The sequence below is a fragment of the Pseudomonas sp. UBA7500 genome (genome assembly GCF_002478435.1).
GTDB classification, from domain to species: domain Bacteria; phylum Pseudomonadota; class Gammaproteobacteria; order Pseudomonadales; family Pseudomonadaceae; genus Aquipseudomonas; species Aquipseudomonas palmensis.
Genome location: NZ_DLNW01000050.1, coordinates 74,130 through 94,507, shown reverse-complemented (window position 1 = coordinate 94,507; position 20,378 = coordinate 74,130). Strand labels below are relative to the sequence as shown.

22 protein-coding genes and 1 tRNA gene are annotated in these 20,378 nt (G+C 64.4%); 12 read left to right on the top strand and 11 right to left on the bottom strand.

The features are described 5' to 3' along the window. Positions 1–7 precede the first annotated feature (7 nt). From B4I46_RS21695 to B4I46_RS21680, 4 genes are all read left to right on the top strand, one after another. Positions 8–1,321: a hypothetical protein gene (locus B4I46_RS21695; protein WP_286901792.1), complete on the top strand. Its 1,314-nt coding sequence runs from the start codon at positions 8–10 to the stop codon at positions 1,319–1,321. Then, a complete protein-coding gene (locus tag B4I46_RS21690; protein WP_116055135.1) occupies positions 1,318–2,652 on the top strand; it encodes a T6SS immunity protein Tli4 family protein in 1,335 nt (444 codons plus the stop codon). The genes B4I46_RS21695 and B4I46_RS21690 overlap by 4 nt, the downstream gene beginning before the upstream one ends. Positions 2,653–2,725: 73 nt before the next feature. Continuing rightward, the gene (locus tag B4I46_RS21685; protein WP_043862719.1) at positions 2,726–2,962 is read left to right on the top strand and encodes a hypothetical protein; all 237 of its coding nucleotides are present in this window, start codon (positions 2,726–2,728) and stop codon (positions 2,960–2,962) included. Between the two features lie 198 nt (positions 2,963–3,160). Continuing rightward, on the top strand, positions 3,161–3,490 hold the full coding sequence (locus B4I46_RS21680) for a ribonuclease E inhibitor RraB (RefSeq protein ID WP_043862720.1): 330 nt from the start codon (positions 3,161–3,163) through the stop codon (positions 3,488–3,490). Between the two features lie 42 nt (positions 3,491–3,532). Here the strand turns inward: B4I46_RS21680 and B4I46_RS21675 are convergent, their stop codons facing one another. Next, positions 3,533–4,348 carry a c-type cytochrome gene (locus tag B4I46_RS21675; RefSeq protein ID WP_286901788.1) on the bottom strand — a complete coding sequence of 272 codons (816 nt, stop codon included), beginning with the start codon at positions 4,346–4,348 and terminating at the stop codon, positions 3,533–3,535. Positions 4,349–4,896: 548 nt separating this feature from the next. Here B4I46_RS21675 and B4I46_RS21670 point away from each other — a divergent pair. Continuing rightward, positions 4,897–5,625: an amidotransferase gene (locus B4I46_RS21670; protein ID WP_043862722.1), complete on the top strand. Its 729-nt coding sequence runs from the start codon at positions 4,897–4,899 to the stop codon at positions 5,623–5,625. A 3-nt stretch (positions 5,626–5,628) separates the two neighbouring features. On the opposite strand, the gene B4I46_RS21665 is transcribed toward B4I46_RS21670, so the two are convergent. The 3 genes from B4I46_RS21665 to B4I46_RS21655 all read right to left on the bottom strand — a co-directional run bounded on the left by B4I46_RS21665 (position 5,629) and on the right by B4I46_RS21655 (position 8,223). After that, on the bottom strand, positions 5,629–6,600 hold the full coding sequence (locus B4I46_RS21665; protein ID WP_043862723.1) for a magnesium and cobalt transport protein CorA: 972 nt from the start codon (positions 6,598–6,600) through the stop codon (positions 5,629–5,631). A 43-nt stretch (positions 6,601–6,643) separates the two neighbouring features. Then, on the bottom strand, positions 6,644–7,387 hold the full coding sequence (locus B4I46_RS21660; RefSeq protein WP_043862724.1) for a lysophospholipid acyltransferase family protein: 744 nt from the start codon (positions 7,385–7,387) through the stop codon (positions 6,644–6,646). A gap of 146 nt (positions 7,388–7,533) precedes the next feature. After that, positions 7,534–8,223: a crotonase/enoyl-CoA hydratase family protein gene (locus B4I46_RS21655; RefSeq protein ID WP_043862725.1), complete on the bottom strand. Its 690-nt coding sequence runs from the start codon at positions 8,221–8,223 to the stop codon at positions 7,534–7,536. A 75-nt stretch (positions 8,224–8,298) separates the two neighbouring features. On the opposite strand from B4I46_RS21655, the gene B4I46_RS21650 reads away from it, so the two are divergent. The 3 genes from B4I46_RS21650 to B4I46_RS21640 all read left to right on the top strand — a co-directional run bounded on the left by B4I46_RS21650 (position 8,299) and on the right by B4I46_RS21640 (position 9,175). Continuing rightward, a complete protein-coding gene (locus B4I46_RS21650; RefSeq protein ID WP_143516616.1) occupies positions 8,299–8,496 on the top strand; it encodes a hypothetical protein in 198 nt (65 codons plus the stop codon). Then, a tRNA-Ser gene (locus B4I46_RS21645) sits at positions 8,492–8,581 on the top strand. The genes B4I46_RS21650 and B4I46_RS21645 overlap by 5 nt, the downstream gene beginning before the upstream one ends. A gap of 78 nt (positions 8,582–8,659) precedes the next feature. After that, complete coding sequence (locus B4I46_RS21640) at positions 8,660–9,175, top strand: DUF6630 family protein (protein ID WP_043862726.1); 516 nt, start codon at positions 8,660–8,662, stop codon at positions 9,173–9,175. An 88-nt stretch (positions 9,176–9,263) separates the two neighbouring features. Here B4I46_RS21640 and B4I46_RS21635 read toward each other — a convergent pair whose 3' ends face one another. Then, a complete protein-coding gene (locus B4I46_RS21635; RefSeq protein WP_286901785.1) occupies positions 9,264–11,423 on the bottom strand; it encodes a TonB-dependent siderophore receptor in 2,160 nt (719 codons plus the stop codon). 103 nt (positions 11,424–11,526) lie between these two features. Further along, the gene (locus B4I46_RS21630) at positions 11,527–12,717 is read right to left on the bottom strand and encodes an MFS transporter (RefSeq protein WP_043862728.1); all 1,191 of its coding nucleotides are present in this window, start codon (positions 12,715–12,717) and stop codon (positions 11,527–11,529) included. A 106-nt stretch (positions 12,718–12,823) separates the two neighbouring features. Here B4I46_RS21630 and B4I46_RS21625 point away from each other — a divergent pair, with 106 nt between their 5' ends. Continuing rightward, the gene (locus B4I46_RS21625) at positions 12,824–13,711 is read left to right on the top strand and encodes a LysR family transcriptional regulator (protein WP_286901784.1); all 888 of its coding nucleotides are present in this window, start codon (positions 12,824–12,826) and stop codon (positions 13,709–13,711) included. 38 nt (positions 13,712–13,749) lie between these two features. On the opposite strand, the gene B4I46_RS21620 is transcribed toward B4I46_RS21625, so the two are convergent. Then, positions 13,750–14,232, bottom strand: a complete 483-nt coding sequence (locus B4I46_RS21620) for a GreA/GreB family elongation factor (RefSeq protein ID WP_043862730.1) — start codon at positions 14,230–14,232, stop codon at positions 13,750–13,752. A gap of 1 nt (position 14,233) precedes the next feature. Next, positions 14,234–14,626: a hypothetical protein gene (locus tag B4I46_RS21615; protein ID WP_043862731.1), complete on the bottom strand. Its 393-nt coding sequence runs from the start codon at positions 14,624–14,626 to the stop codon at positions 14,234–14,236. A 137-nt stretch (positions 14,627–14,763) separates the two neighbouring features. Here B4I46_RS21615 and earP point away from each other — a divergent pair, with 137 nt between their 5' ends. Both earP and B4I46_RS21605 read left to right on the top strand, forming a co-directional pair. Next, positions 14,764–15,897 carry an elongation factor P maturation arginine rhamnosyltransferase EarP gene (gene earP / locus B4I46_RS21610; protein WP_213606066.1) on the top strand — a complete coding sequence of 378 codons (1,134 nt, stop codon included), beginning with the start codon at positions 14,764–14,766 and terminating at the stop codon, positions 15,895–15,897. 48 nt (positions 15,898–15,945) lie between these two features. Further along, positions 15,946–16,518, top strand: a complete 573-nt coding sequence (locus tag B4I46_RS21605; protein WP_043862733.1) for an elongation factor P — start codon at positions 15,946–15,948, stop codon at positions 16,516–16,518. Positions 16,519–16,596: 78 nt separating this feature from the next. Here the strand turns inward: B4I46_RS21605 and B4I46_RS21600 are convergent, their stop codons facing one another. Together B4I46_RS21600 and B4I46_RS21595 are read right to left on the bottom strand one after the other, a co-directional pair. Next, on the bottom strand, positions 16,597–17,055 hold the full coding sequence (locus tag B4I46_RS21600) for a MarR family winged helix-turn-helix transcriptional regulator (RefSeq protein WP_043862734.1): 459 nt from the start codon (positions 17,053–17,055) through the stop codon (positions 16,597–16,599). A 51-nt stretch (positions 17,056–17,106) separates the two neighbouring features. Continuing rightward, complete coding sequence (locus tag B4I46_RS21595; protein ID WP_054915829.1) at positions 17,107–18,063, bottom strand: LysR family transcriptional regulator; 957 nt, start codon at positions 18,061–18,063, stop codon at positions 17,107–17,109. Between the two features lie 105 nt (positions 18,064–18,168). Here B4I46_RS21595 and B4I46_RS21590 point away from each other — a divergent pair, with 105 nt between their 5' ends. Continuing rightward, entirely contained in the window at positions 18,169–18,918 is a 750-nt protein-coding gene (locus B4I46_RS21590) for a sulfite exporter TauE/SafE family protein (RefSeq protein WP_043862736.1), read from the top strand. Positions 18,919–18,966: 48 nt separating this feature from the next. Here the strand turns inward: B4I46_RS21590 and B4I46_RS21585 are convergent, their stop codons facing one another. Further along, a complete protein-coding gene (locus B4I46_RS21585) occupies positions 18,967–20,313 on the bottom strand; it encodes a class II 3-deoxy-7-phosphoheptulonate synthase (RefSeq protein WP_054915827.1) in 1,347 nt (448 codons plus the stop codon). Between the last annotated feature and the right edge of the window lie 65 nt (positions 20,314–20,378).

The window sequence follows — 20,378 nt, the reverse complement described above, 5'->3', positions numbered from 1 at the left end:
TGTTTGCGTGCGTGTGTTCGTGTTGCTGGTTTGCCTGTGCCATTCGATCCAGGCGGTGGCTGATGCCGTATCGCCTGCGCCCGAGATGGCTCAGGAATGTGTAGGGCGCTCGCGCTTTGTGGTACCGGCCAGCCTGGAGTGGCAAATGAGCGGTCTTCGCCTGGGCGAGCCGTTCGCCCGCTTCATGCCTGGTGGCGATACGTGGCAGGCCGACTACGGCGCGCCGGAGTTCTCCGGGGAATCGCACCTGGTCACCATCGATGTGAGCCCGCTCACTACCCGTGAGCTGTACGACCGCCTCAAGGATCGTCTGGTCCTGAGCCGGGCCAATGCGCAGGGCGAGTTCATCATGGCCGAGCAGACACGCATCGGGAACCTGATGACCCCGTACCTCAAGGCCCAGAAGCCGAGCGAGTACTACGCCTTGAACGAACGGTACAAGGCACTAGCGCGCACCTTCGAGCGCATCGACAAGATCCCTGGTGAACGGGCGTCGCTCGAGGCGATGATCGCCGATTTCGCGGGCAAGGGCTGGCCAGTGGACACGCTGCAGGCGCGGCTTGAGCGGCTCAACCGTGAAGACGCGGGGTACCCCGTCTCCGATCGCTTCAAGTGGCAAGTCCTGCCGGACTTTGCCCTGGAGGATGGCTATGCGGTGTACAACGAGCATGGGTTGACCGTGGTGCTGTGGCGCCAGTCGCGCGTCTACAAGCTCAACTTCGGTTACATCGAACGTGGAGTGAGCAACGAGCAGGTGCTGCAGCGGCTGGACCCGCATGTGCGCCGTGTGCTCGCCGCCTTGCGTCCACGCGCCGCCTTCGAAGTGCCTCGGCAACCGGGTATATGCCTGCCGTTCGGCTTTCTGGCCGATGACGGCACAGCCCCCTATGTGGTGCGCGCCGCGTGGTTCGGGCGGCACCAGGAGGCGGTCCGCTACGACCTTCAGGTGGCCAGCCAGTCGCTGCGCGAGCAGTTCGAGGCCCGGCGGGCCGCCGACCTGTCGCTCGATCGCGCTGATTTCCCCGTACTTGAGCAACTGCCGGAACGCCAGTTCCGGCTGGGGCAGATGACCATCCTGCAAACCACCACGCTGACCAAGTGGTACCTCGAACACGAAACGGATCGCCGCGAAACATTCCAGCTGCGCGCAGCGCACCTGGGCGCCACGCCCGTTCCTTCGATGATCCTGCAAGTGGACCAGTTGCACAGCCGCGACGGCCTGAGCCTGAAGCTGTTGGAGACAGAAGCCGTCGAGATACTGGGGCAGGTACAGGCCCTGCCGAACGCACCGCAAGTGGCACAGAAAAGGAAACGTACATGAAGTCGTTACACATGAGCTGGATGTGGCTGGCGTTGCTGGCAGCGCCCCTGTCGGCGCTGGGTGAGCCGGATTACCAGACGCCGCCGGGTTGGCGTACCGAGTGCATGGGACGGGTGCAGTTCGATGTGCCCAAGGAGATTGCCTGGCACCTTGCCGGGGGCTACTGGCAAAAGCCGGACTTCGACCCCGTGCGCCCAACCATCGCCCCGGGTGGCCAGCAGATCATGTATGGCGAGGGCGTGACACCCGAGCAGGCCTACCTGGTGAAGATCGAAGTCAGCCCCGTGACGGATCGCAATGTCTTCGATCGCCTGCAGCTTATCCACGGGCCTAATCGCGGTTCGGCGCAAACACGCGTGGTACGTGCGCAGATCGACGCGCTGCAAGCCCAGATCGATGCAAAAAAGGCTGACGACGAAGACTATTCCGCGTTGCTTGAACAGCATCGCGCCCTGGACGACACCATTACGCGAATCAACTGGGTGAGCACCGAGTTGTTCGTACTCAACGACATGATCCGCGAGTTCTCGGCCACGGGGCGCCCCACCGTCAAACTGGAGGCTGAACGCGCAGCTTATCTCGAGGAACAGGCCAAGTGGCCGACCGACGCATTATTCGAGCAAGAGCGCTTTCTGGACCTGGGGATAGCAGATACGTTCGCCGACTGGGTGCCGGGTGAGATGACGGCCCATCTCTGGCGTAACCAGCGCATCTATCGCTTTGTATTTCATGCAGGGTCGGACGCTGCCGGCGTACCGGTCTCACTGGAACGTGTCGAGCCCAGGGCACGTGCCTTGCTGGCGGCCTTTCGAACCCGCGAGCAATACGAAATCCCGCAGCAGCGCGGCTTTTGCCTGCCGTTCGGGTTCATTGCCGACGATGGCGCCCCGCATCATTCGATAACGCTGGGCTTCAACCCCGTGGGCAACCCGAACCTGCTGCACCGCCTGAGCATGGGGCGCGAGATCAGGAAAGACGCCGATTTCATGCCGAAGCTGTTGGAGCAGGTGATCTCCAGGCGGTTTCCAACGCTCGTCCAGACCGACATCTTCGGCCCGCTGCGCGTGCTTGTCGGCGCCCTCGACGGCAACCTTCGCGGTGCGCGCTACAAGGCCTATGATGCGTACCACAAGCCGGTGGATTACGAAACGTTCACGCTCGACGGCGACGCTCCGCCCACTGGATACCAGCCTGGCGTGGGGCTGACGGTGCTCGATGATCATTCCCAGCCGCAGCTTGCGTTCGAGCGCACCCGCGTCGATATGCTGCAGACCCTGAAAAGCATCCGGGCGCTGCCGGGCGGCCATCGTTTTGCGCCGCAGGCCGACTGAACAACCGCCCAGGCGCGGGGTCAACGGAAGGTAAGGCTGATTCACCCTGAGTCGCGTTACTGAGGAGAATCCAATGAAAGCGTGGGTAATTACCTTTGTTGACCAGAAAGGCGAAAGGACCTCGCTGTCGTTTGACGCCGAGCAGCAGCCCAGTATCGAAGAGGCGGCTCGGGTGATTCGCGCCCACCTCTATCCTGTCGTGGACAAGGCGGACCTCAATGATTTCGAGGGCCGCGTGTCGATGCCCACTGCCGAATGGCTGAAGCAGGACAGCGGCGTGGAGATCAAGGAAATCAAAGAACAGCCCTGAGCGCTCGCGCTACTGGCATACCCTTATGATTGGCGCTAGTCTGCAGCCAGGGTCACGGGTTATTTACCCAGCCGGCCCTTTTCCCTTAAACCATCGCTGCATCCGCTACATCCGCTCGAGTTGCCCACCCACGTTTGGCAGGGTGGGTCAGTGCGTAATGCACTGAAAGTCTATCCATCGCGACGAGGAGGACGATTCATGAGCAGCCCGTATGAGGACATCAGCAGCACGGTTCTACGCCGCATGAAAGAAGGCGGTTTCGATTTTGCCCAGATCCATCCCATCGAGTTCTATGCGGTGTTCCCGGACGAGGAGCGGGCGCGCAGGGCCGCAGGCAAGTTTCGTGGTGAATCGATCAACACCCAGGTACGCGAAAGCGACGAGGGGTGGCAGCTGGAGTTGAGCAAACTGATGTTCGCCACCTATGGCGGCATCGGCGAGTTCGAGCATGACTTCGAGCTGGCAGTTTCCCCTTTGGGCGGCCAGATACAGGGCTGGGGCGTCAAGCAGGAGCGACTGCTCGCCTGAGCCTGTGTATCCGCGGGGCGGCCATGCCGCCCCCATCCATTTTCAGGGTACTTCCACCCCGGACCGCTTGCGGCTGGCCATGTGCGCCAGGTACCCCAGCAACTGGTCCAGTTCTGCGTCGCTGATCACCGTTTCGGCAAAGCCGGGCATGCGCGCCTGTGGCCACTGGCGCAGGCTTTGCGGGTTGCGGATGTATCGGCGCAAGAACGCCGGCTGGAAGTACTCGGTGGGGTTGAAGGGCATGTTCAGGTCGGGCCCGAACTGCGCATCGCCGGCACCGTTGAGTCGGTGGCAGGCCAGGCAGTTTTTCTGAAACACGGCAAAGCCCAGGTTGACCGGGTCGTTCTCACGCAGTTGCGGGTCTGGCAGCAGTGCCGGGAAGCGCGATGCCACAGGGGCCAGGCGGCGAATGGTGGCAAGCTGGAAAGGCCATTGTTCGGGGCTGATCCGGCCTGCCTGCGGTTGGGTCCACACCAGGTAGAAGGGCCCGGCGCTGCCTTTGCCCTTGCTCAGGGCTGGCCATGGGTGGGCGGGGTCCTCGATGGCCAGCCAGGCGCGTGCCGGGCCGTTGCCGAGCAACGGGGCAGCGGGCAGTTCGGCGGCAAAGCCATCCAGCGCCACGGCCTGCAGATGATCGCCGGGGGCTACGCCCTCCAGCAGCGCCACCATGGGCACGGCGCGGTAGTGCATGGTCTTCTTGTAGGAAACGTCACCGTCGATGCGGATATCCCGCGCCTGCGGGTGAGCCAGCAGTTGAGCGGTGCTCCACTGGCGCTCGGCGCCGCCCAGGTTCAGGGTCAGCTGTGCGGCGTGCAGGGGCAGGCTCAACAGCAGGATCAGGGCAAGGCAATGACGCATCGGGTGCTCTCCAACCATTCAGGCCGGCAGGATACACCAGCGTTGCGATGATGCCTGGTTACAGAACGGGTGGGCTTCAGCCGAACAGTCGTGTGAGGTTGGGCACGATCAGCAGCAGCGTCGTGGCGAAGAGGATGAGGCCGGCTTGACGTACTTTGGAGTGCTTGAACATGGCGGTCTGCCTTTTTGTTGTTATTCCTGAATGCCGTGTGGCGTCCTTGGCCAGGGTCCGTGATAACCCGCGAGCGCTGTCGAAATGTCCGCGTTGCCCCCGCATCGGACCTGCTTTGCTTCGATATACAACTAACCTTAGGGTCAACGTCACCCGTGTTTTAGAACGCTTTCGTATTAAATGGTGGGTTCTAAGGCCCTACTGCTATGAGGCCAAGGGCCATCCGGCGACCATCCCTTCAGCTAGACACGTGCGTGCGCTCCGGGGCATGGCCTGCACAGTGTGACCGTTCGTCCGAGTGAACACTTGCCTCCGAGCGCCATTCGCGGCAGGCTCTAGCGACACTTTGTGCCTCATGTCGTTCGGGACTAAATCTATGTCGTTACGCATCTGCATCCTGGAAACCGATGTCCTGCGACCCGAGCTGGTCGATCAGTATCAGGGCTACGGACGGATGTTCGAGCACCTGTTCACCCATCAGCCGATTGCCGCCGAATTTCGCGTGTACAACGTGATGAACGGTGAATACCCCGACGACGACGAGGTGTTCGACGCCTACCTGGTGACCGGCAGCAAGGCCGACTCGTTTGGCGACGACCCGTGGATCGCCAGGCTCAAGACCTTTCTGCTGGACCGCTACAAGCGCGGCGACAAGCTGCTGGGCGTATGCTTCGGCCACCAGTTGCTGGCCCTGTTGCTGGGCGGGCGCAGCGAGCGCGCGCACCAGGGCTGGGGGGTGGGAACCCACCGCTACGTGATGGCGGCCAAGGCGCCGTGGATGAGCCCGCAGGTGGAGGAACTGACCCTGCTGATCAGCCACCAGGACCAGGTTACCCAGTTGCCCGAAAACGCCACGGTGATCGCCTCCAGCGACTTCTGCCCCTATGCCGCCTATCACATTGGCGACCAGGTGCTGTGCTTCCAGGGCCACCCCGAGTTCATCCACGACTATTCCCGTGCCTTGCTCGAGCTGCGCCAGCAGCACCTGGGCCCGGAGGTCTACAGCAAGGGCGTGGCCAGCCTCGACCAGCAACACCAGGGCACCACGGTGGCCGAGTGGATGATGCGCTTTGTCGCGCACAAGCCACAGGGCAGCGCGGCCTGAGGCCTACAGCCAGCCGGAGCGCTTGAAGCTGGCGAACAGTGCCGTGCAGCCCAGGGCGATGACCCCCAGCACGGTGAAGTAGCCGTAGTGCCAGCTCAGCTCCGGCATGTTCTGAAAGTTCATCCCGTAGATGCCCGCCACGGCGGTGGGGAAGGCCAGGATCGCCGCCCAGGCGGCGAACTTGCGCTGGGTGATGCTCTGGCGTGACGACTCCAGCAGCATGCCGATCTCGATGGTCTGGCTGGCGATGTCGCGGATGCTCGACAGGTCTTCCATCTGCCGCGTCACGTGGATCTGCACGTCGCGAAAATACGGGCGCATGTTCTTGTCGATGAAGGGGAAGGCCAGGCGCTGCAGCTCTTCGCTGATCTCGACCATCGGTGCCACATAGCGGCGCAGGCGCAGGATGTCGCGACGCAGGCCGTGCAGGCGGCGGATATCGTCTTCCTGCAGCGAACTGCTGAGTACGTTGTTTTCCAGCTCTTCGATCTCGCTGTGAATCGCCTCGCTCACCGGCTGGTAGTTTTCAGTGACGAAGTCGAGCAGTGCATACAGCACGAAGTCTTCGCCGTGCTCGAGCAGCAGCGGCCGGGCCTCGCAGCGCTGGCGTACCAGGGCATAGGATTTGGAATGGCCGTTGCGGCAGGTGATGATGTAGCCGTTGCCGGCAAAGATATGCGTTTCGATGAACTCCAGCCTGCCGTCCTGGCGTACCGGCGAATAGGTCACGATGAACAAGGCATCGCCGAAGGTTTCAAGCTTCGGCCGGCTGTGCTTTTCCAGCGCATCCTCGATTGCCAGTTCATGCAGGTTGAACTGGCGCTGCAGATTGGCCAGTTCCTGCGCGGAGGGCTCTTCCAGCCCGATCCACACGAAGTGCCCCGGTTTGCTGGCCCACTCGGCGCCCTCGTCGAGGCTGATGTTGGTGACTTTTCTACCGGCGCTGTAGACCGCTGCCGCTACGACTCGACCCATGGTTGTGCCTTTCCCCCGTTGTCATGCCCCTAGCTTGGTATGACTACGACAAATCGGCAACTGCGCGGCTGGCCTGCAGTTCTTTTTCCATCAGGTCGATGCAGCGCTGCATCTGTTCGCGGCACTGCTCGGCCAGGGCGGGAACATCCTGGTGGGTCATGCCGGTGGTGGAGATCGGCGCCAGCGAGCGGATGATCACCTTCTGCTTGCGCCAGCCGTTGAGGTTCAGGCGCCTGGCGTAGCGGCTCACGCACACCGGCACGATGGGCACGCCGGCTTCGATGGCCATGTGGAACGCGCCCTTCTTGAAGGCCAGCAACCGATCGCCGGCGTTGCGCGTGCCCTCGGGGAATACCCAGATCGAGGTGTCCTGTTCCTGCAGGGTGCGGGTGGTGGTCTGCATGGCGCGTCGGGCCTGGTAGGCGTTGCTGCGATCGACCAGCACATTGCCGCCCAGCCAGAACAGTTGGCCGAACAGGGGGATCCATTTGAGGCTCTTCTTGCCGATGCACACCGTGCGCGGCGGCACCACGTGACCGAGCACGAACAGGTCATGGTTGGATTGGTGGTTGGCCACGATCACGCAGCCCGGGGGCTGGTCGAACAGCGGGCCGACTTCGGCCTGTACCTGCAGGCGCATCAGCCAGGTGGCGGGCCAGCCATACAGGCGCGCGAACACGCGGCTGTTGTCGGGGTTGAAAGGCCGACACAGGCCGATGAGCACACCCAGTATGCCTACCAGAACAAAATGCAGGCCCAGGAGGGGCATGCGGATCAGAAACAGCATTGTGGTTAACCCCGGACAAAACGCGGCGCAGTGTACGGTTGTGCACAGCCCGGGGCAAACTTAAAGCTTCGCCGGCAAGGCCGGCTCCTGCAACGGTTGCGTCCCCTGCAGGAGCTGGCCTTGCCGGCGAATGACGCGACCCGCTATCAGACCGGGTGTTCCTGGTCGCGAATGATCGCGTCGTCCAGCAGGTCCAGCAGCGCCTTGCGCACCTTGAGCTTGGTCTTCTTGTGCGCGTTCATGTTGATGGTCTTGAGTTGCTGCGCCGCTGCCAGGGCGGTTGCGTGCAACTGCTCCACCGGCACCACCTTGTCGAGGAAGCCGGCATCCACGGCACTGGCCGGGTCGAACATCTCGGCATTGATGACCGAGCGGTGGAAGGCCGAGCGACGCAGGCGATCACGCGCCAGCTCGATGCCGGCGTGGTGCATGGTCATGCCGATCTGCACTTCATTCAGGCCGATGCGGAACGGGCCTTCGACGCCGATGCGGTAGTCGGCCGACAGCAGCAGGAATGCACCCTTGGCCACGGCGTGGCCAGGGCAGGCGACGATCACCGGGAACGGATGCGACAGCAGGCGCCGGGAGAGCGTCGAGCCGGCGGTCACCAGCGCGATGGAGGCCTGTGGCCCAGAGGTCATCACCTTGAGGTCGTAGCCACCGGAGAGGATGCCCGGCTGGCCGGTGAGGATGACGACGGCGCGATCCTGCACGGCACGGTCCAGTGCATCGTTGAAGGCTGCGATCACGTCCGGTGAAATGGCGTTGACCTTGCCGTTGTTCAGGGTCAGCGTCGCGATGCCGTCTTCCAGTTGGTAGGTAACCAGCTCACTCATGACAGAGTTCCTTTAGGTGGAGTGGGGCTGACGTTACCCAGCTGCCGCGGTCAGGTAAAGCACCAAGGCTGACCGATGAGTCAGGCGCAGCACGCCGGCCCCGGCACCACGGGCTTCGTGCATGGACCACAGCCGAACCACGCCAGAGATTGGCAGCTTTGCCACTGCTGGCTTAAGCGCATGAATATTCTGAAAAAAACCTTTGCCATTCAAAGTGCTTTCGACTACATTAGCGCGCCTCGACAGGCTGAACAGCTTGGCGAGAACCGGTGAAGTGTCCGAGTGGCTGAAGGAGCACGCCTGGAAAGTGTGTATACAGGAAACTGTATCAAGGGTTCGAATCCCTTCTTCACCGCCATATTCAGATACGCGAAGAGCCCCCGAACTTGAAAGAGTCCGGGGGCTTTTTGTTGGGCCATTGAAAAGGAAGTTTCAGATGCTTGCAGAGTGCTTTTCCGAACAGCAGATTCTTGCCGCCGAGCAATTGATTGCTCTTGTCAGCCCCACGCCCGAAATGGCCGCCGAGCATCTTCAGGCGTTTCGCGAGCTGGAGCTGGACGAGGATGACATCGAAGAGTTCGAGGACGATCCCAAGCAACTGATGTGGATGGTCAAGGACATCGCCGACTGGGAGTCGGTGTTCTACGTCGACTGGAAGGACACCGAGTCGTTCGTGCAAAGCGTCCAGCAACTGGCAGAAGCACGTGACGCCCAGGTGACCTTTGGCGTGGATGACCCGGAAGATGAAGACTTCCTGGAAAACCACAGCGTGTCGCAACTGATGGTGCTGGCCCATGCCGAGCTTCAGAAGCAGGGCCTGGTGCTGTGGAACTGGTCGACGCTGGAGGACTGCTACAGCGGCTTCATCACCACTCCGGCCGCGGCGGCCGACCTGAGCGAAATCGCCGGGATACTGGAAGTGCAGTTCCGCGAGGGCAGCGAGCCGTTCTGATCGGCGGCGCGCTGTTCGCCAGCCAGGCTGGCTTCTGCAGGCAAGGCGAACGCCTGTGCAGGAGCCGGCCTTGCCGGCGAACGCATTCTCAGAAGCTCACAGCAGCCGACACCCGCGCAGTTCGCGGCGCGCCCTGAAACAGGTAGCCGTCGCCCAGATATTCCCCCGCGTCCCTCCAGTAGCGCCGATCGAACACGTTATCCACTGTCAGGCGCAGCACCGTGTCATACCCGCCGATGCGCGTGCGATAGCGGCTGCCAATGTCGAACACCGCATAGCCACCCACCGCCACCGTACCTGCCTGGTTGGCATACTTGCTCGCGCTGTAGCGCGCCCCACCCAGCAGCGCCAACCCCGGTACTCCCGGGAGGCTGTAGTCGGCCTGCAGCGCCGCGCGCAGGTTCGGCACATTCAGCGCCTGATGGTCGTCGTACGCCCGCGTGCCGCTGCCGCCGACCCGTGCACGAATGGCCGCGGCACTGGCGTTGATCTGCAGGTTCGACGTTACCCAGCCGCTGGCCGCCAGCTCCAGGCCAGTGTTCTTCTGCTGCCCCTGCTGCACGTAGGTGAAGTCACCGCTGCCGTCCGGCTGGGCATACTGATACCCCTGGCGCAGCTGGAACAGCGCCGCGCTCAGGCTCATGCGCTGCCATTCACGCTTGATACCCAGTTCGAGCTGGCGTGACGTGGTGGGGGCCAGGATGTCCTGGCTGTTGAGCGTGAACCACGGCGCGGCATTGCCCGACGACAGCCCCTTGCTGTAGCTGGCGTACAGCGAAATGTCCGCGCGCGGCTTGTAGATCAGTGCGGCGTTGGGCAGCAGTTCATATTGCCGGGTATGCCGGCGCAGGTTGCCGTCTTCACCAAAGGCCTGCTCGTCCAGGCGTACAACGCGCGCACCGAGTACCGTCTGCCAGTGTTCGTCGAAGCTGATCCGGTCGCTGGCGAACAGGCCGTACTGGCGGCTGTCGAGGCGGCGTTCGCGGTGGCCCGGGCTGCCGTCGAAGGGCTCCAGTGCCGGCGTAGGCTGGTAGATGTTGCCGCTGCCGATCCACTCGTTGAACGTCGGTCGCTGGTCGACAGTGCGCCGTTGCGCGCTGCTGCCGACCGTCAGCTCGTGCTCCAGGCCCGCCAGGGCAAACAAGCCGTTGAGAGTGACTTGTGCCTCGTCGGTGCGCCGGGTATCGTCCGGGCTGCGGTAGTCGTAGATGTCGTAGTCGCCCTCGGGGCTGAAGTAGTTCGGCACCTTCGAGCCTGCGCAGCTCGCCGCGCCGTAGCAGCCCCAGGCGAACGCGCTGTAGTCGTCGATCACCACGCGACTGCGCGAAGCGCTCACGCTGCCGGTCCAGGTGTCGCTGAAGCGGTATTCGAAGCGACCGCCCAGGTTCAGCGAGTCGATCTGCACCGGCTTGGCCCAGTGCTGATAGGCCAGGCGATCGTCGGGGTCGATGCCGTGGGGCAGGCGGTTGCCGCCGAGCAACTGGTAGCCGGGCACCGAGCGCTGCTCGCGCTGCTGGTACTCGACATCCAGTTGCAGCAGCGCATCCGGGTTCACTTGCCAGTCGAAGGCCAGCGAAGCGAAGTCGCGCTGGCCGTCGGCATGGTCGACGTAGGAGCGGATATCTTCATGGGCCAGGTTTGCGCGCAGGCCGAACTGGCGTTCGCTGCCAAACCAGCCGCCCAGGTCGGTGGCGATGTAGCGCTCGCCCAGGGCCGTGCTCGATACCGTGAGCGAACGGATGTCCTGCGGGCGCTTGGTCACATAGTTGATCAGCCCGCCGGGTTCGGCTACTCCGCTTTGCAGGCCCGACAGCCCCTTGAGCAACTCGACCTGCTGCTTGTTCTCGAGCGCCACGTTCTGCTCGCCGGCGATGGTCTGGCCGTTGATGGTGTAGCTGTGGGCGGCGTCCAGTTCGAAGCCGCGCACGTTGAAGTTCTCGTAGTAGCCGATGGGCGCATAGCTCTCGCCGACCGAGGCATCGCTTTGCAGCACCTCGCTGAGCAGGCGCACCTGGCGGTCCTGCAGCAACTGTTCGGTGAACACCGACACCGAGGCGGGGGTGTCGAGCAACGGCGCCGCGCCAAAGCCGGCCACCGAGGCCTGGCGTGGCTGGTAGCCGTCCTCGAGCACATCGGACACGCTCAGGGGCGCGAGGGTGATGCCGCTGTCGGCCAGGGTGGTGGACGAGCTCAGGGCCAGGCCGAGGCTCAGCAGCCCCAGGGGCAGGCGAGGGTGGTGCAGGGTCATGCGCAGGTTCCTTGAAGGCCAGCAACAGGCGCGCCGGCAGGCGGGGCGCCATGTTACCTGAAGGGGGCCTGCGGGTAGGAGCCAGCCTTGCTGGCGAACGCCGTTACGCGGCCTTCACCTGAGCCGAGCGGCGCTCCACCCACAGCCACACCACCAGCGCCACGCCGCCGATCACCAGCCCCGCCACCACGATGCCGTTCCAGCCGTGGGCCTGGAACAACTGCGTACCCAACAGCGAGCCCAGTGCGCCACCGATGAAGTAGCAGGTGATGTACCCGGCATTGAGTCGGTTGCGCGCCTCGGGGCGCAGGGCGATCACCGCGTTCTGGTTGCTCACGTGCACCAGCTGTACCGCCAGGTCGAGCACCAGCACGCCAATCAGCAGGGCGGCGAGCGACACCTGGGCGAAGGCCAGCGGTACCCAGGCCAGCACCAGGGCCAGCAGCCCCACGGTGGTGCCCAGCGAGCCCTTGCCGCGGTCGGCCAGGCGCCCGGCCCAGTTGGCGGCCAGCGCGCCGGCAGCACCGGCCAGGCCGAACAGCCCGATCACTGCATCTGAGTAGTGGTAAGGCTCGGCTGCCAGCAGAAACGCCAGGGGTGTCCAGAACAGCGCGAACAGGCAGAACGACAGCAGCCCCAGCAACGAGCGCAGGCGCAGCACCGGCTCATCCACGAACAGGCGGAACACCGAACCGATCAGTGCGGGGTACTTGAGCCCGGCGTGCTGGTGGCGCTCGGGCAGGGCCCTGGCCAGGGCGATGGCGCTCAGGGCCATGAGCGCAGCGGCCAGCAGGTAGATGCTGCGCCAGTCACCCAGGGTCGCCATGAACCCGGCAGCGGTGCGCGCCAGCAGAATGCCCAGCAGCAGACCGCTCATCAGCGTGCCGACCACTCGCCCGCGCTCGGACGGGTCGCTCAGGCCGGCGGCCATCGGCACCAGTACCTGCGCCACCACCGAGAACAGCCCGGTCAGGGTGGTGCCGATCAGCAGCCACATCAGGCTGGGGGCGAAGGCGCTGATCAGCAGGCCGACCGTGGCGATGGCGATCATGCTGACGATCAGGCGGCGTTGTTCGAACAGGTCACCCAGCGGCGCCAGCAGCAACAGGCCGGCGCCGTAGCTCAGCTGGGCGGCAATCACGATGCTGCCGGCGGTGGCGGTGGTCAGGCCGAAATGCTGAGCGATGCTGTGCAGCAAGGGCTGCGCATAGTAGTTGCTGGCCACGGCCAGGCCGGTGGCGGTGGCCATCAGCAGAATCAGGGCGCGGCTCAGGTGAGTTGTGGCGGGGGCCATGGACCGTCTCGTTGTCAGGGGGGAAGGGGAGTGCATTATCGAAAATGCGCTAGCATGACGCCAATGAATCGTTTAGATCCCATCAATCTCTTATGCAGATGGAAAGATGAACCTCAAGCAGATCGAATACGCGCTGGCGGTGGCCGATACCGGTAGTTTCACCCGTGCGGCCGAACGTTGTCATGTGGTGCAGTCGGCTTTGAGTCATCAGGTGGCGCGCCTGGAGTCGCAACTGGGCACCTTGCTGTTCGAGCGCAGCTCGCGCCGGGTGCGCCTTACACCTGCCGGCGAAGCCTTCGTGCTCAGCGCACGCACGGCGCTGGAGGCCACCCGGCGCATCGCCGAGGACGTGGCCGCAGCCTGTGGCGAAGTGCGCGGGCGCTTGTCCATCGGCGAGATCAGCTCGCTGACCGAGCTGGACCTGGTGGACCTGCTGGCCGGTTTTCACGGGCAGTACCCGCAGGTGGACATTCGCTGGCTGATCGGCAAGAGCGAGCTGCTGATTGCCGATGTGCGCGAACGGCGCCTGGATGTGGCGTTCATCGGCGTCTGGCCGGGGGAGCCGCTGGAGGGGGTGGCGTCGCGCCTGCTGGCGGCCGAGGAGCTGGTGGCGGTGCTGCCGCTGCAGCACCCGCTGGCAGGCATCGGGCGTCTGGCGCTGGAGCAACTGGAAGACCAGCCTCTGGTGGACTTCCAGGCTGGCAGCGGCGCGCGTCGACAGACCGACGAGGCATTTGCCGCCGCAGGGGTGCGTCATCGGGTGCAGTTCGAGGTGGGCAGTATCGGCCTGATCGAGAAGTTCGTGCAGCGTGGCCTGGCCCTGGGGCTGGTGCCGGCAAGGATCGCCGCAGGCTTCAAGGGCGTAGCCGCAGTACCGGTGTGCGATGCCCCGGTGCGCCACCTGTACGCGATCTGGTCGACCACCCCGACGCCGGCGGCGCGGGCCTTCGTCCAGTTGCTGGAGCAGAACCTGGCGGCAAGGGCAAGCCATTAGCCGTGGCAGCCTCTTTGCTGGCAAGCCAGCGAAGTGCTTCAGAGCACTTCCACCAGTTCGTAGACCTGGCGCCCATTGCCCAGTACCAGCACCACCTCGTCGCCCTCGAGCTTGCCCATCAGGCTTTGCCCCAAAGGTGAGCGCGGGGTGATCACCGTGATCAGCGCCTGCCCTTCGCCGATTTTCAGCCCTGCCGCTTCCGGCCCCAGGAACACGCGCTGCTGGCGATCCTGTTCGTCGGCCAGCAGCACCAGGTTGCTCAGTTGCACGCCGGCCTCGGGGTCGTAGTCGCGCAGGGTCAGTTGCTGGTACGCCAGCCGTGCCTGGCGAATCTCCTCCATGCGCCGGGCCTGCCCGGTGGCCAGGTACGAGGCTTCCAGGCCGAGGGTGTCGTACTTGTTCTCGGCGATGTTCTCCTCGGCAGTGGCCGCCTCATACGCGGTCTGCGCAGCACGTTGCGCCACGTCGAGGTCGACGCCCAGGCGCTCGATGATGCGCGCCAGCAGGTCGGTCTTGTTCATCTCAGTTGCAGAACTCAAGGACATTGGCGCGGCTTTTCTCGGTGGGGGCGGTACGGTTCTGTTGCAGCCAGAACTGGCATCTGGGGTTGGACAGGTTGCGCGGGCTGCCCTGGGCCTGCTCCTCGGCCTGCTGCACCGCCTGATCGTGCAGGATCTGCTTGTACTGCTCGAACATGCGGTTCTGCTCCGGCGACTGCTGCGGCGCCACGGCCGGCGCGGGCGGGGCGATCACCTCGTGCAGTGGCTGGCGCAGGTCGGGCAGGTACTGCCAGCCCAGCCACAGGGTCAACATGATGGCGACGAAACCCAGCCACAGGCCGATGGCCACGCACAGGATCAGTTGCAGCGGGTTTTGCGAAATTTTCAGTTCACGGCGACGCGCACGGTACGACATGGCAGCCTCCTGGCCAGGACAATGGCGGCGATTGTCGCATGCAGCGCGGGTTTTATTCAGCCTCGCTACTGTTGTCTGCAATGATTAACCCGGACAATCGGCGCTTTTTGTTTCCGGCTCAACGCGAGGTGCCTGCCATGAAACCGACCTGGGATATCTTCTGTTGCGTCGTCGACAACTATGGCGACATCGGCGTCACCTGGCGCCTGGCCCGGCAACTGGTGGCCGAACACGACGTGGCGGTGCGCCTGTGGGTGGATGAACTGGCGGCCTTCGTGCGCCTGTGCCCCGAGGCGGACGCCCAGGCCCGGCAGCAATGGCAGCAAGGCGTCGAGGTGTGCCTGTGGCCGGCCGACTGGCAGCCGACGGCAGTTCCGGACGTGGTGATCGGCGCCTTCGGCTGCCACTTGCCAGCGGCCTATGTCCAGGCCATGCGGGACCGCACCGTGCCGGCAGTGTGGCTGAACCTGGAGTACCTGAGCGCCGAGGGCTGGGTGGAAGGCTGCCACGGCCTGCCGTCGCCCCAGGCCAATGGCCTGCGCAAGGTGTTCTTCTTTCCGGGGTTCACGCCCGGTACCGGCGGGTTGCTGCGCGAAGCCACGTTGCTGACGCGGCGCAAGGCGTTCGAAGACGACCCGCAGGCCCGTCAGGCATTCCTGCGCGGCCTGGGCGTGAGGGTGCATGAGGGTGCACGGCTGATCTCGTTGTTCGCCTATGAGAACCCGGGCCTGGCCAGTTGGCTCGATGTGCTGGCCGCCGACACCCGCCCCAGTCACCTGCTGGTGCCCGAGGGGCGCATCCTGGGGGATGTGCAGGCCTGGCTGGGCGAGAGCGGGCTGGGGGTGGGCAGTGTGACGCAGCGTGGGGCGCTGACGGTGCAGATCCTGCCCTTCGTCAGCCAGGATGACTATGATCGGCTGCTGTGGTGCTGCGAGTTCAATGCGGTGCGCGGCGAGGACTCGTTCGTGCGTGCTCAGTGGGCCGGGCGGCCACTGCTGTGGCATATCTATGTGCAGGAAGAGTACGCCCACTGGGAAAAGCTCGAGGCCTTTCTGGACCATTACACCCAGGGCCTGTCGGCCCCGGCAGCCGCCGCGCTGGTGGCGCTGTGGCGGGCCTGGAACATGGATCGCGACATGGGCCAGGCGTGGCGCGAGCTGCTGGCGCACTGGCCGGAACTGAGCGCCCACGCCGAGCGCTGGTGCGCCGCGCAGGCCGCTCAGCCGGACCTTGCCACGGCGCTGGTACAGTTTTGTCGAAATTCGCTATGATATGCGGCCTCGATTTTTGTAAATCCATCCAAATTCGGATATCTCGCAATGAAAACTGGTAAAGAGCTGAAACCCGGTACCGTGATCCGTATCGACAACGACCCTTGGCTGGTTCAGAAAGCTGAATTCACCAAATCGGGCCGTAACAGCGCGATCATGAAGACCAAGCTGAAAAACCTGCTGACCGGCTACAAGACCGAAACCGTCTACAGCGCCGACGACAAGCTGGACGACGTGATCCTCGACCGCAAAGAAGCGACCCTGTCCTTCATCAGCGGCGACACCTACACGTTCATGGACACCACCGACTACACCATGTACGAGCTGAACGCCGAAGACATCGAAAGCGTTCTGCCTTTCGTTGAAGAAGGCATGACCGATGTATGCGAAGCCGTATTCTTCGAAGACCGCCTGGTTTCCGTAGAGCTGCCGACCACCATCGTGCGTCAGGTCGACTACACCGAAGGTTCCGCCCGTGGCGATACCTCCGGCAAGGTCATGAAGCCTGCCAAACTGAAGAACGGTACCGAGCTGTCGGTTGCCGACTTCATCGAGATCGGTGACTGGATCGAGATCGACACCCGCGAAGGTGGCTCCTACAAGGGCCGCGCCAAGGTTTAAACCTGGCGATCTGCGCGAACACGAAAACCCGGCCAAGGCCGGGTTTTTTTATGCCCTGCCTGCGCAGCTGCGGCGCCGTCAGAGGCTGTTCTGCAGGTTGTCGCGCAGCGCCAGCAGCTCGGCCTGCAAGCGTTGCAGGCGCTCCAGCGAGTGGCCGCTGGCGCCCAGGATGCACGGCGGGATCGAGCGTGCCTGTGCTTGCAGGGCACGCCCCTGGGCAGTCAGTTGCACGATCACCACGCGCTCGTCCTCGCGGCTGCGGGTGCGCTTGAGCAGGCCCTCGGCTTCCAGGCGCTTGAGCAAGGGCGTGAGCGAGCCGGGGTCGGTCAGCAGGCGATGGCTGATTTCGCCGACGGTCAGCCCGTCCTGCTCCCATAGCACCAGCATGGCCAGGTACTGCGGGTAGGTCAGGCCCAGTGCCTGCAGCAGTGGCTTGTACACCTTGGTCATGAGCAGTGATGTGGAGTGCAGGGCGAAGCACACCTGATTGTCGAGCAGCAGCTCATCGTAAACGGGCGCTTTGGAGGTGGCGTTCATGCGGCTCCTTTCTATCTGGTCCATGAAATGGTGGCGCGCATGCTATGCGCGCTATTGCCAGCGCAGCTCGCTCTGCAGTGCCAGGTCCCAGGGAGGGATGGGGCTGAAGCGGCTCTTGAGGAATTCGAGCAGCAAACGGCTGCGAGAGTTCGTTTCATGTTCAAGGCGCAATGCATAGACACCGCTGGTTTCGGCCGGGGGCAGCCCGTTCTCGCAGAACAGCGGCAGCAGGTCGCCGCGCAGCAGGTACTCGCTGATCAGCCAGGTGGGCAGGTGCGCGATGCCCAGGCCCGCCAGGGCGCCGAACAGCAGGGTCTCGGCGTTGTTGGCGCTCATGCGCATGCGCGAGGGGCGCAGCAGACGCATCTGCCCGTCCACCGCGAAGCGCCAGGCGAAGGGTGGGGCCAGGCCATCCCAGTCCAGCCCGTCGTGCTCTGGCAGGTCGCAGGGGCTGGCAGGCACGCCGCGGGCCTGCAGGTAGGCGGGGCTGGCGCAGGCAATGCGCACCATGTACGCCAGCGGTGTTGCCACCAGCCGGGTATCGGCCAGAGGGCCTGCACGCAGCACCAGGTCGACTTCGCCCAGGTGCGCGCCCTGCAGGTCGACGAAGCTGTCGATCAGGCGCAGTTGTACATCCAGGCCCGGGTACGCCACCAGAAAATCGGCGATGGCCGGTGCCAGGTGGCGGCGGCCGAACGCCGAAGGCGCATCGATGCGGATCAGGCCCTCCGGTGCATTGCTCAGCGACACGGCCTCGGCGCGGGCCAGACGCAGTTCTTCGACGATACGCCGGGCGCGTTCGGCGAATGCATTGCCGGCGGGCGTGGGGCGTACCGCATGGGTGCTGCGCACGAACAGGCGGCTGCCCACGGCGGCCTCCAGGGTATCGATGCGTCGGGCCACCGCCGAAGGGGTCAGCGGGTGGCGCCGCGCCGCGGCAGAAAAGCTGCCGCTTTCGAGCACATCGAGAAACAGGCTCAGGTGTTGGGTGAGGGCGTCCGGGGTCATGGTGATTGCTTGTGCGAATTGGGCACAGCCATTGTGCGTTGCTGTGCGTTTCCCCGCTAGCCCGCCATCGGTAGCATGGCGCTATTGCAGAGCAGAGAGGCGAACATGGTCGAGTGGTTGATGTACATCGTATTGGGAGCAGGGCTGGGTACCTTGGGCGGGCTGTTCGGGATCGGCGGCGGCCTGATCGCGATCCCCGTGCTGGGCGTGCTGTTCGGCCTTGACCAGCAACTGGCCCAGGGCACCGCGCTGGTGATGGTGGTGCCGAACGTGTTGCTGGCGCTGTGGCGCTATCACCAGCGCAATCGCATCGAGCTGCGTCATGCATTGCCCTTGTCGCTGGCCGGCTTCGTGTTCGCCTGGCTCGGCTCGATCTGGGCAGTGGGGTTGGATGCACAGGCCATGCGCGTCGGCTTCGTGGTGTTTCTGGTGGCGCTGACGGTGTGGAACCTGGTGCGCATGTTCACTCGCAACGCGCCGCCTTCGACCGAGTTGCGCCAGCCCTGGCCCTGGCTGGGTGTGCTGGGCGGGGGTGCCGGTGTGGTCGGCGGGCTGTTCGGGGTAGGGGGCGCGGTGGTCGCCACACCGGTGCTGACCAGTGTGTTCGGCACCACCCAGGTGGTTGCCCAGGGCCTGTCGCTGGCACTGGCGGCGCCCAGTACCTCGGTCACGCTGCTGACCTACGGGCTGCACCAGCATGTGGACTGGAACATGGGCATCGCACTGGCACTGGGCGGCTTGCTGAGTATCAGCTGGGGCGTGAAGCTGGCTCATGCGCTACCGGAAAAGGTCCTGCGCTCGTTGTTCTGTGTGTTTCTGGTGGTGTGCGCGTTGATGCTGGGCTTCAGGGTCTGAAGCCCGCCGCGGGTCGAGCCGGCACGGCCGTCGAGGGCCGTGCAGGTGTCAGCGCCGTACCTGCTTGAGCGTTTCGGCGATCAGGAACGCCAGCTCCAGCGACTGGTCGGCGTTCATGCGCGGGTCGCAGTGGGTGTGGTAACGGTCCGACAGCGCGTCTTCGGTGATCGGCCGGGCGCCGCCGATGCATTCGGTGACGTTCTGACCGGTCATCTCGATGTGAATGCCACCGGCATGGCTGCCTTCGGCCTGGTGCACCTGGAAGAACTGCTTGACCTCGCCCAGGATCTGCGCGAAATCGCGGGTCTTGTAGCCGCTGCTGGCCTTGATGGTATTGCCGTGCATCGGGTCGGAGCTCCACAGTACCTTGCGCCCCTCGCGCTCGACGCTGCGGATAAGCCCCGGCAGGTGCTCGCCGACCTTGTTGGCCCCCATGCGCACGATCAGGTTGAGCCGGCCCGGGTCGTTGGCCGGGTTGAGGATGTCGATCAGGCGGATCAGCTCCTCGGTGTTCATGCTCGGGCCCACCTTGACCCCGATCGGGTTGTTCACCCCGCGCAGGAACTCCACGTGGGCGCCGTCCAGCTGACGGGTGCGATCACCGATCCAGAGCATGTGCGCCGAGCAGTCGAAGTAGTCGCCGGTCAGGCTGTCGCGCCGCACGAAGGCTTCCTCGTAGTTGAGCAGCAACGCCTCGTGCGCGGTGAAAAAGCTGGTTTCGCGCAGTTGCGGCGAGCTGTCCATGCCGCAGGCGCGCATGAAGGCCAGGGTCTCGTCGATGCGGTCGGCCAGCTGGCTATACTTTTCGGCCAGCGCCGAGTTGGCGATGAAGTCCAGGTTCCACTTGTGCACCTGGTGCAGGTCGGCGAAACCACCCTGGGCGAAGGCGCGCAGCAGGTTGAGGCTGGCGGTGGACTGGTGATAGGCCTGCAGCAGGCGCTCCGGGTCGGGCACGCGGCTGGCAGGGTCGAAGCCGATGCCGTTGACGATGTCGCCCCGGTAGGCCGGCAGGGTCACCTCGCCGATGGTTTCGTCATTGGACGAGCGCGGCTTGGCGAACTGCCCGGCCATGCGCCCCACCTTGACCACCGGGCAGCCGGCGGCAAAGGTCATGACGATGGCCATCTGCAGCAGCACCTTGAAGGTGTCGCGGATTTTCGCTGCCGAGAACTCGGCAAAGCTTTCGGCGCAATCGCCGCCCTGCAGCAGGAAGGCACGGCCTTCGGTCACTTCGGCGAACTGGCGGCGCAGCTCGCGCGCCTCGCCGGCGAACACCAGCGGCGGGTAGCTGGCCAGGGTCTGCTCGACCTTGAGCAGGTGCGCTGCATCGGGGTAGTGCGGTTGCTGCTGGATCGGCAGGGCACGCCAGCTATCGGGACTCCAGGGTTGGCTCATCACAGGCTCGGTTTCTATCGGAAAAGGGCTGTGAACATGCTAACACCTGGACCCTGCCTTGTTGC

Excerpts from the sequence above, each read along its gene's own strand:
- B4I46_RS21690 (WP_116055135.1), top strand. The coding sequence starts at position 1,318 with ATGAAGTCGTTACACATGAGCTGGATGTGGCTGGCGTTGCTGGCAGCG.
- B4I46_RS21685 (WP_043862719.1), top strand. The coding sequence starts at position 2,726 with ATGAAAGCGTGGGTAATTACCTTTGTTGACCAGAAAGGCGAAAGGACC.
- B4I46_RS21680 (WP_043862720.1), top strand. The coding sequence starts at position 3,161 with ATGAGCAGCCCGTATGAGGACATCAGCAGCACGGTTCTACGCCGCATG.
- B4I46_RS21675 (WP_286901788.1), bottom strand. The coding sequence starts at position 4,348 with ATGCGTCATTGCCTTGCCCTGATCCTGCTGTTGAGCCTGCCCCTGCAC.
- B4I46_RS21670 (WP_043862722.1), top strand. The coding sequence starts at position 4,897 with ATGTCGTTACGCATCTGCATCCTGGAAACCGATGTCCTGCGACCCGAG.
- B4I46_RS21665 (WP_043862723.1), bottom strand. The coding sequence starts at position 6,600 with ATGGGTCGAGTCGTAGCGGCAGCGGTCTACAGCGCCGGTAGAAAAGTC.
- B4I46_RS21660 (WP_043862724.1), bottom strand. The coding sequence starts at position 7,387 with ATGCTGTTTCTGATCCGCATGCCCCTCCTGGGCCTGCATTTTGTTCTG.
- B4I46_RS21655 (WP_043862725.1), bottom strand. The coding sequence starts at position 8,223 with ATGAGTGAGCTGGTTACCTACCAACTGGAAGACGGCATCGCGACGCTG.
- B4I46_RS21650 (WP_143516616.1), top strand. The coding sequence starts at position 8,299 with ATGAGTCAGGCGCAGCACGCCGGCCCCGGCACCACGGGCTTCGTGCAT.
- B4I46_RS21640 (WP_043862726.1), top strand. The coding sequence starts at position 8,660 with ATGCTTGCAGAGTGCTTTTCCGAACAGCAGATTCTTGCCGCCGAGCAA.
- B4I46_RS21635 (WP_286901785.1), bottom strand. The coding sequence starts at position 11,423 with ATGACCCTGCACCACCCTCGCCTGCCCCTGGGGCTGCTGAGCCTCGGC.
- B4I46_RS21630 (WP_043862728.1), bottom strand. The coding sequence starts at position 12,717 with ATGGCCCCCGCCACAACTCACCTGAGCCGCGCCCTGATTCTGCTGATG.
- B4I46_RS21625 (WP_286901784.1), top strand. The coding sequence starts at position 12,824 with ATGAACCTCAAGCAGATCGAATACGCGCTGGCGGTGGCCGATACCGGT.
- B4I46_RS21620 (WP_043862730.1), bottom strand. The coding sequence starts at position 14,232 with ATGAACAAGACCGACCTGCTGGCGCGCATCATCGAGCGCCTGGGCGTC.
- B4I46_RS21615 (WP_043862731.1), bottom strand. The coding sequence starts at position 14,626 with ATGTCGTACCGTGCGCGTCGCCGTGAACTGAAAATTTCGCAAAACCCG.
- earP (WP_213606066.1), top strand. The coding sequence starts at position 14,764 with ATGAAACCGACCTGGGATATCTTCTGTTGCGTCGTCGACAACTATGGC.
- B4I46_RS21605 (WP_043862733.1), top strand. The coding sequence starts at position 15,946 with ATGAAAACTGGTAAAGAGCTGAAACCCGGTACCGTGATCCGTATCGAC.
- B4I46_RS21600 (WP_043862734.1), bottom strand. The coding sequence starts at position 17,055 with ATGAACGCCACCTCCAAAGCGCCCGTTTACGATGAGCTGCTGCTCGAC.
- B4I46_RS21595 (WP_054915829.1), bottom strand. The coding sequence starts at position 18,063 with ATGACCCCGGACGCCCTCACCCAACACCTGAGCCTGTTTCTCGATGTG.
- B4I46_RS21590 (WP_043862736.1), top strand. The coding sequence starts at position 18,169 with ATGGTCGAGTGGTTGATGTACATCGTATTGGGAGCAGGGCTGGGTACC.
- B4I46_RS21585 (WP_054915827.1), bottom strand. The coding sequence starts at position 20,313 with ATGAGCCAACCCTGGAGTCCCGATAGCTGGCGTGCCCTGCCGATCCAG.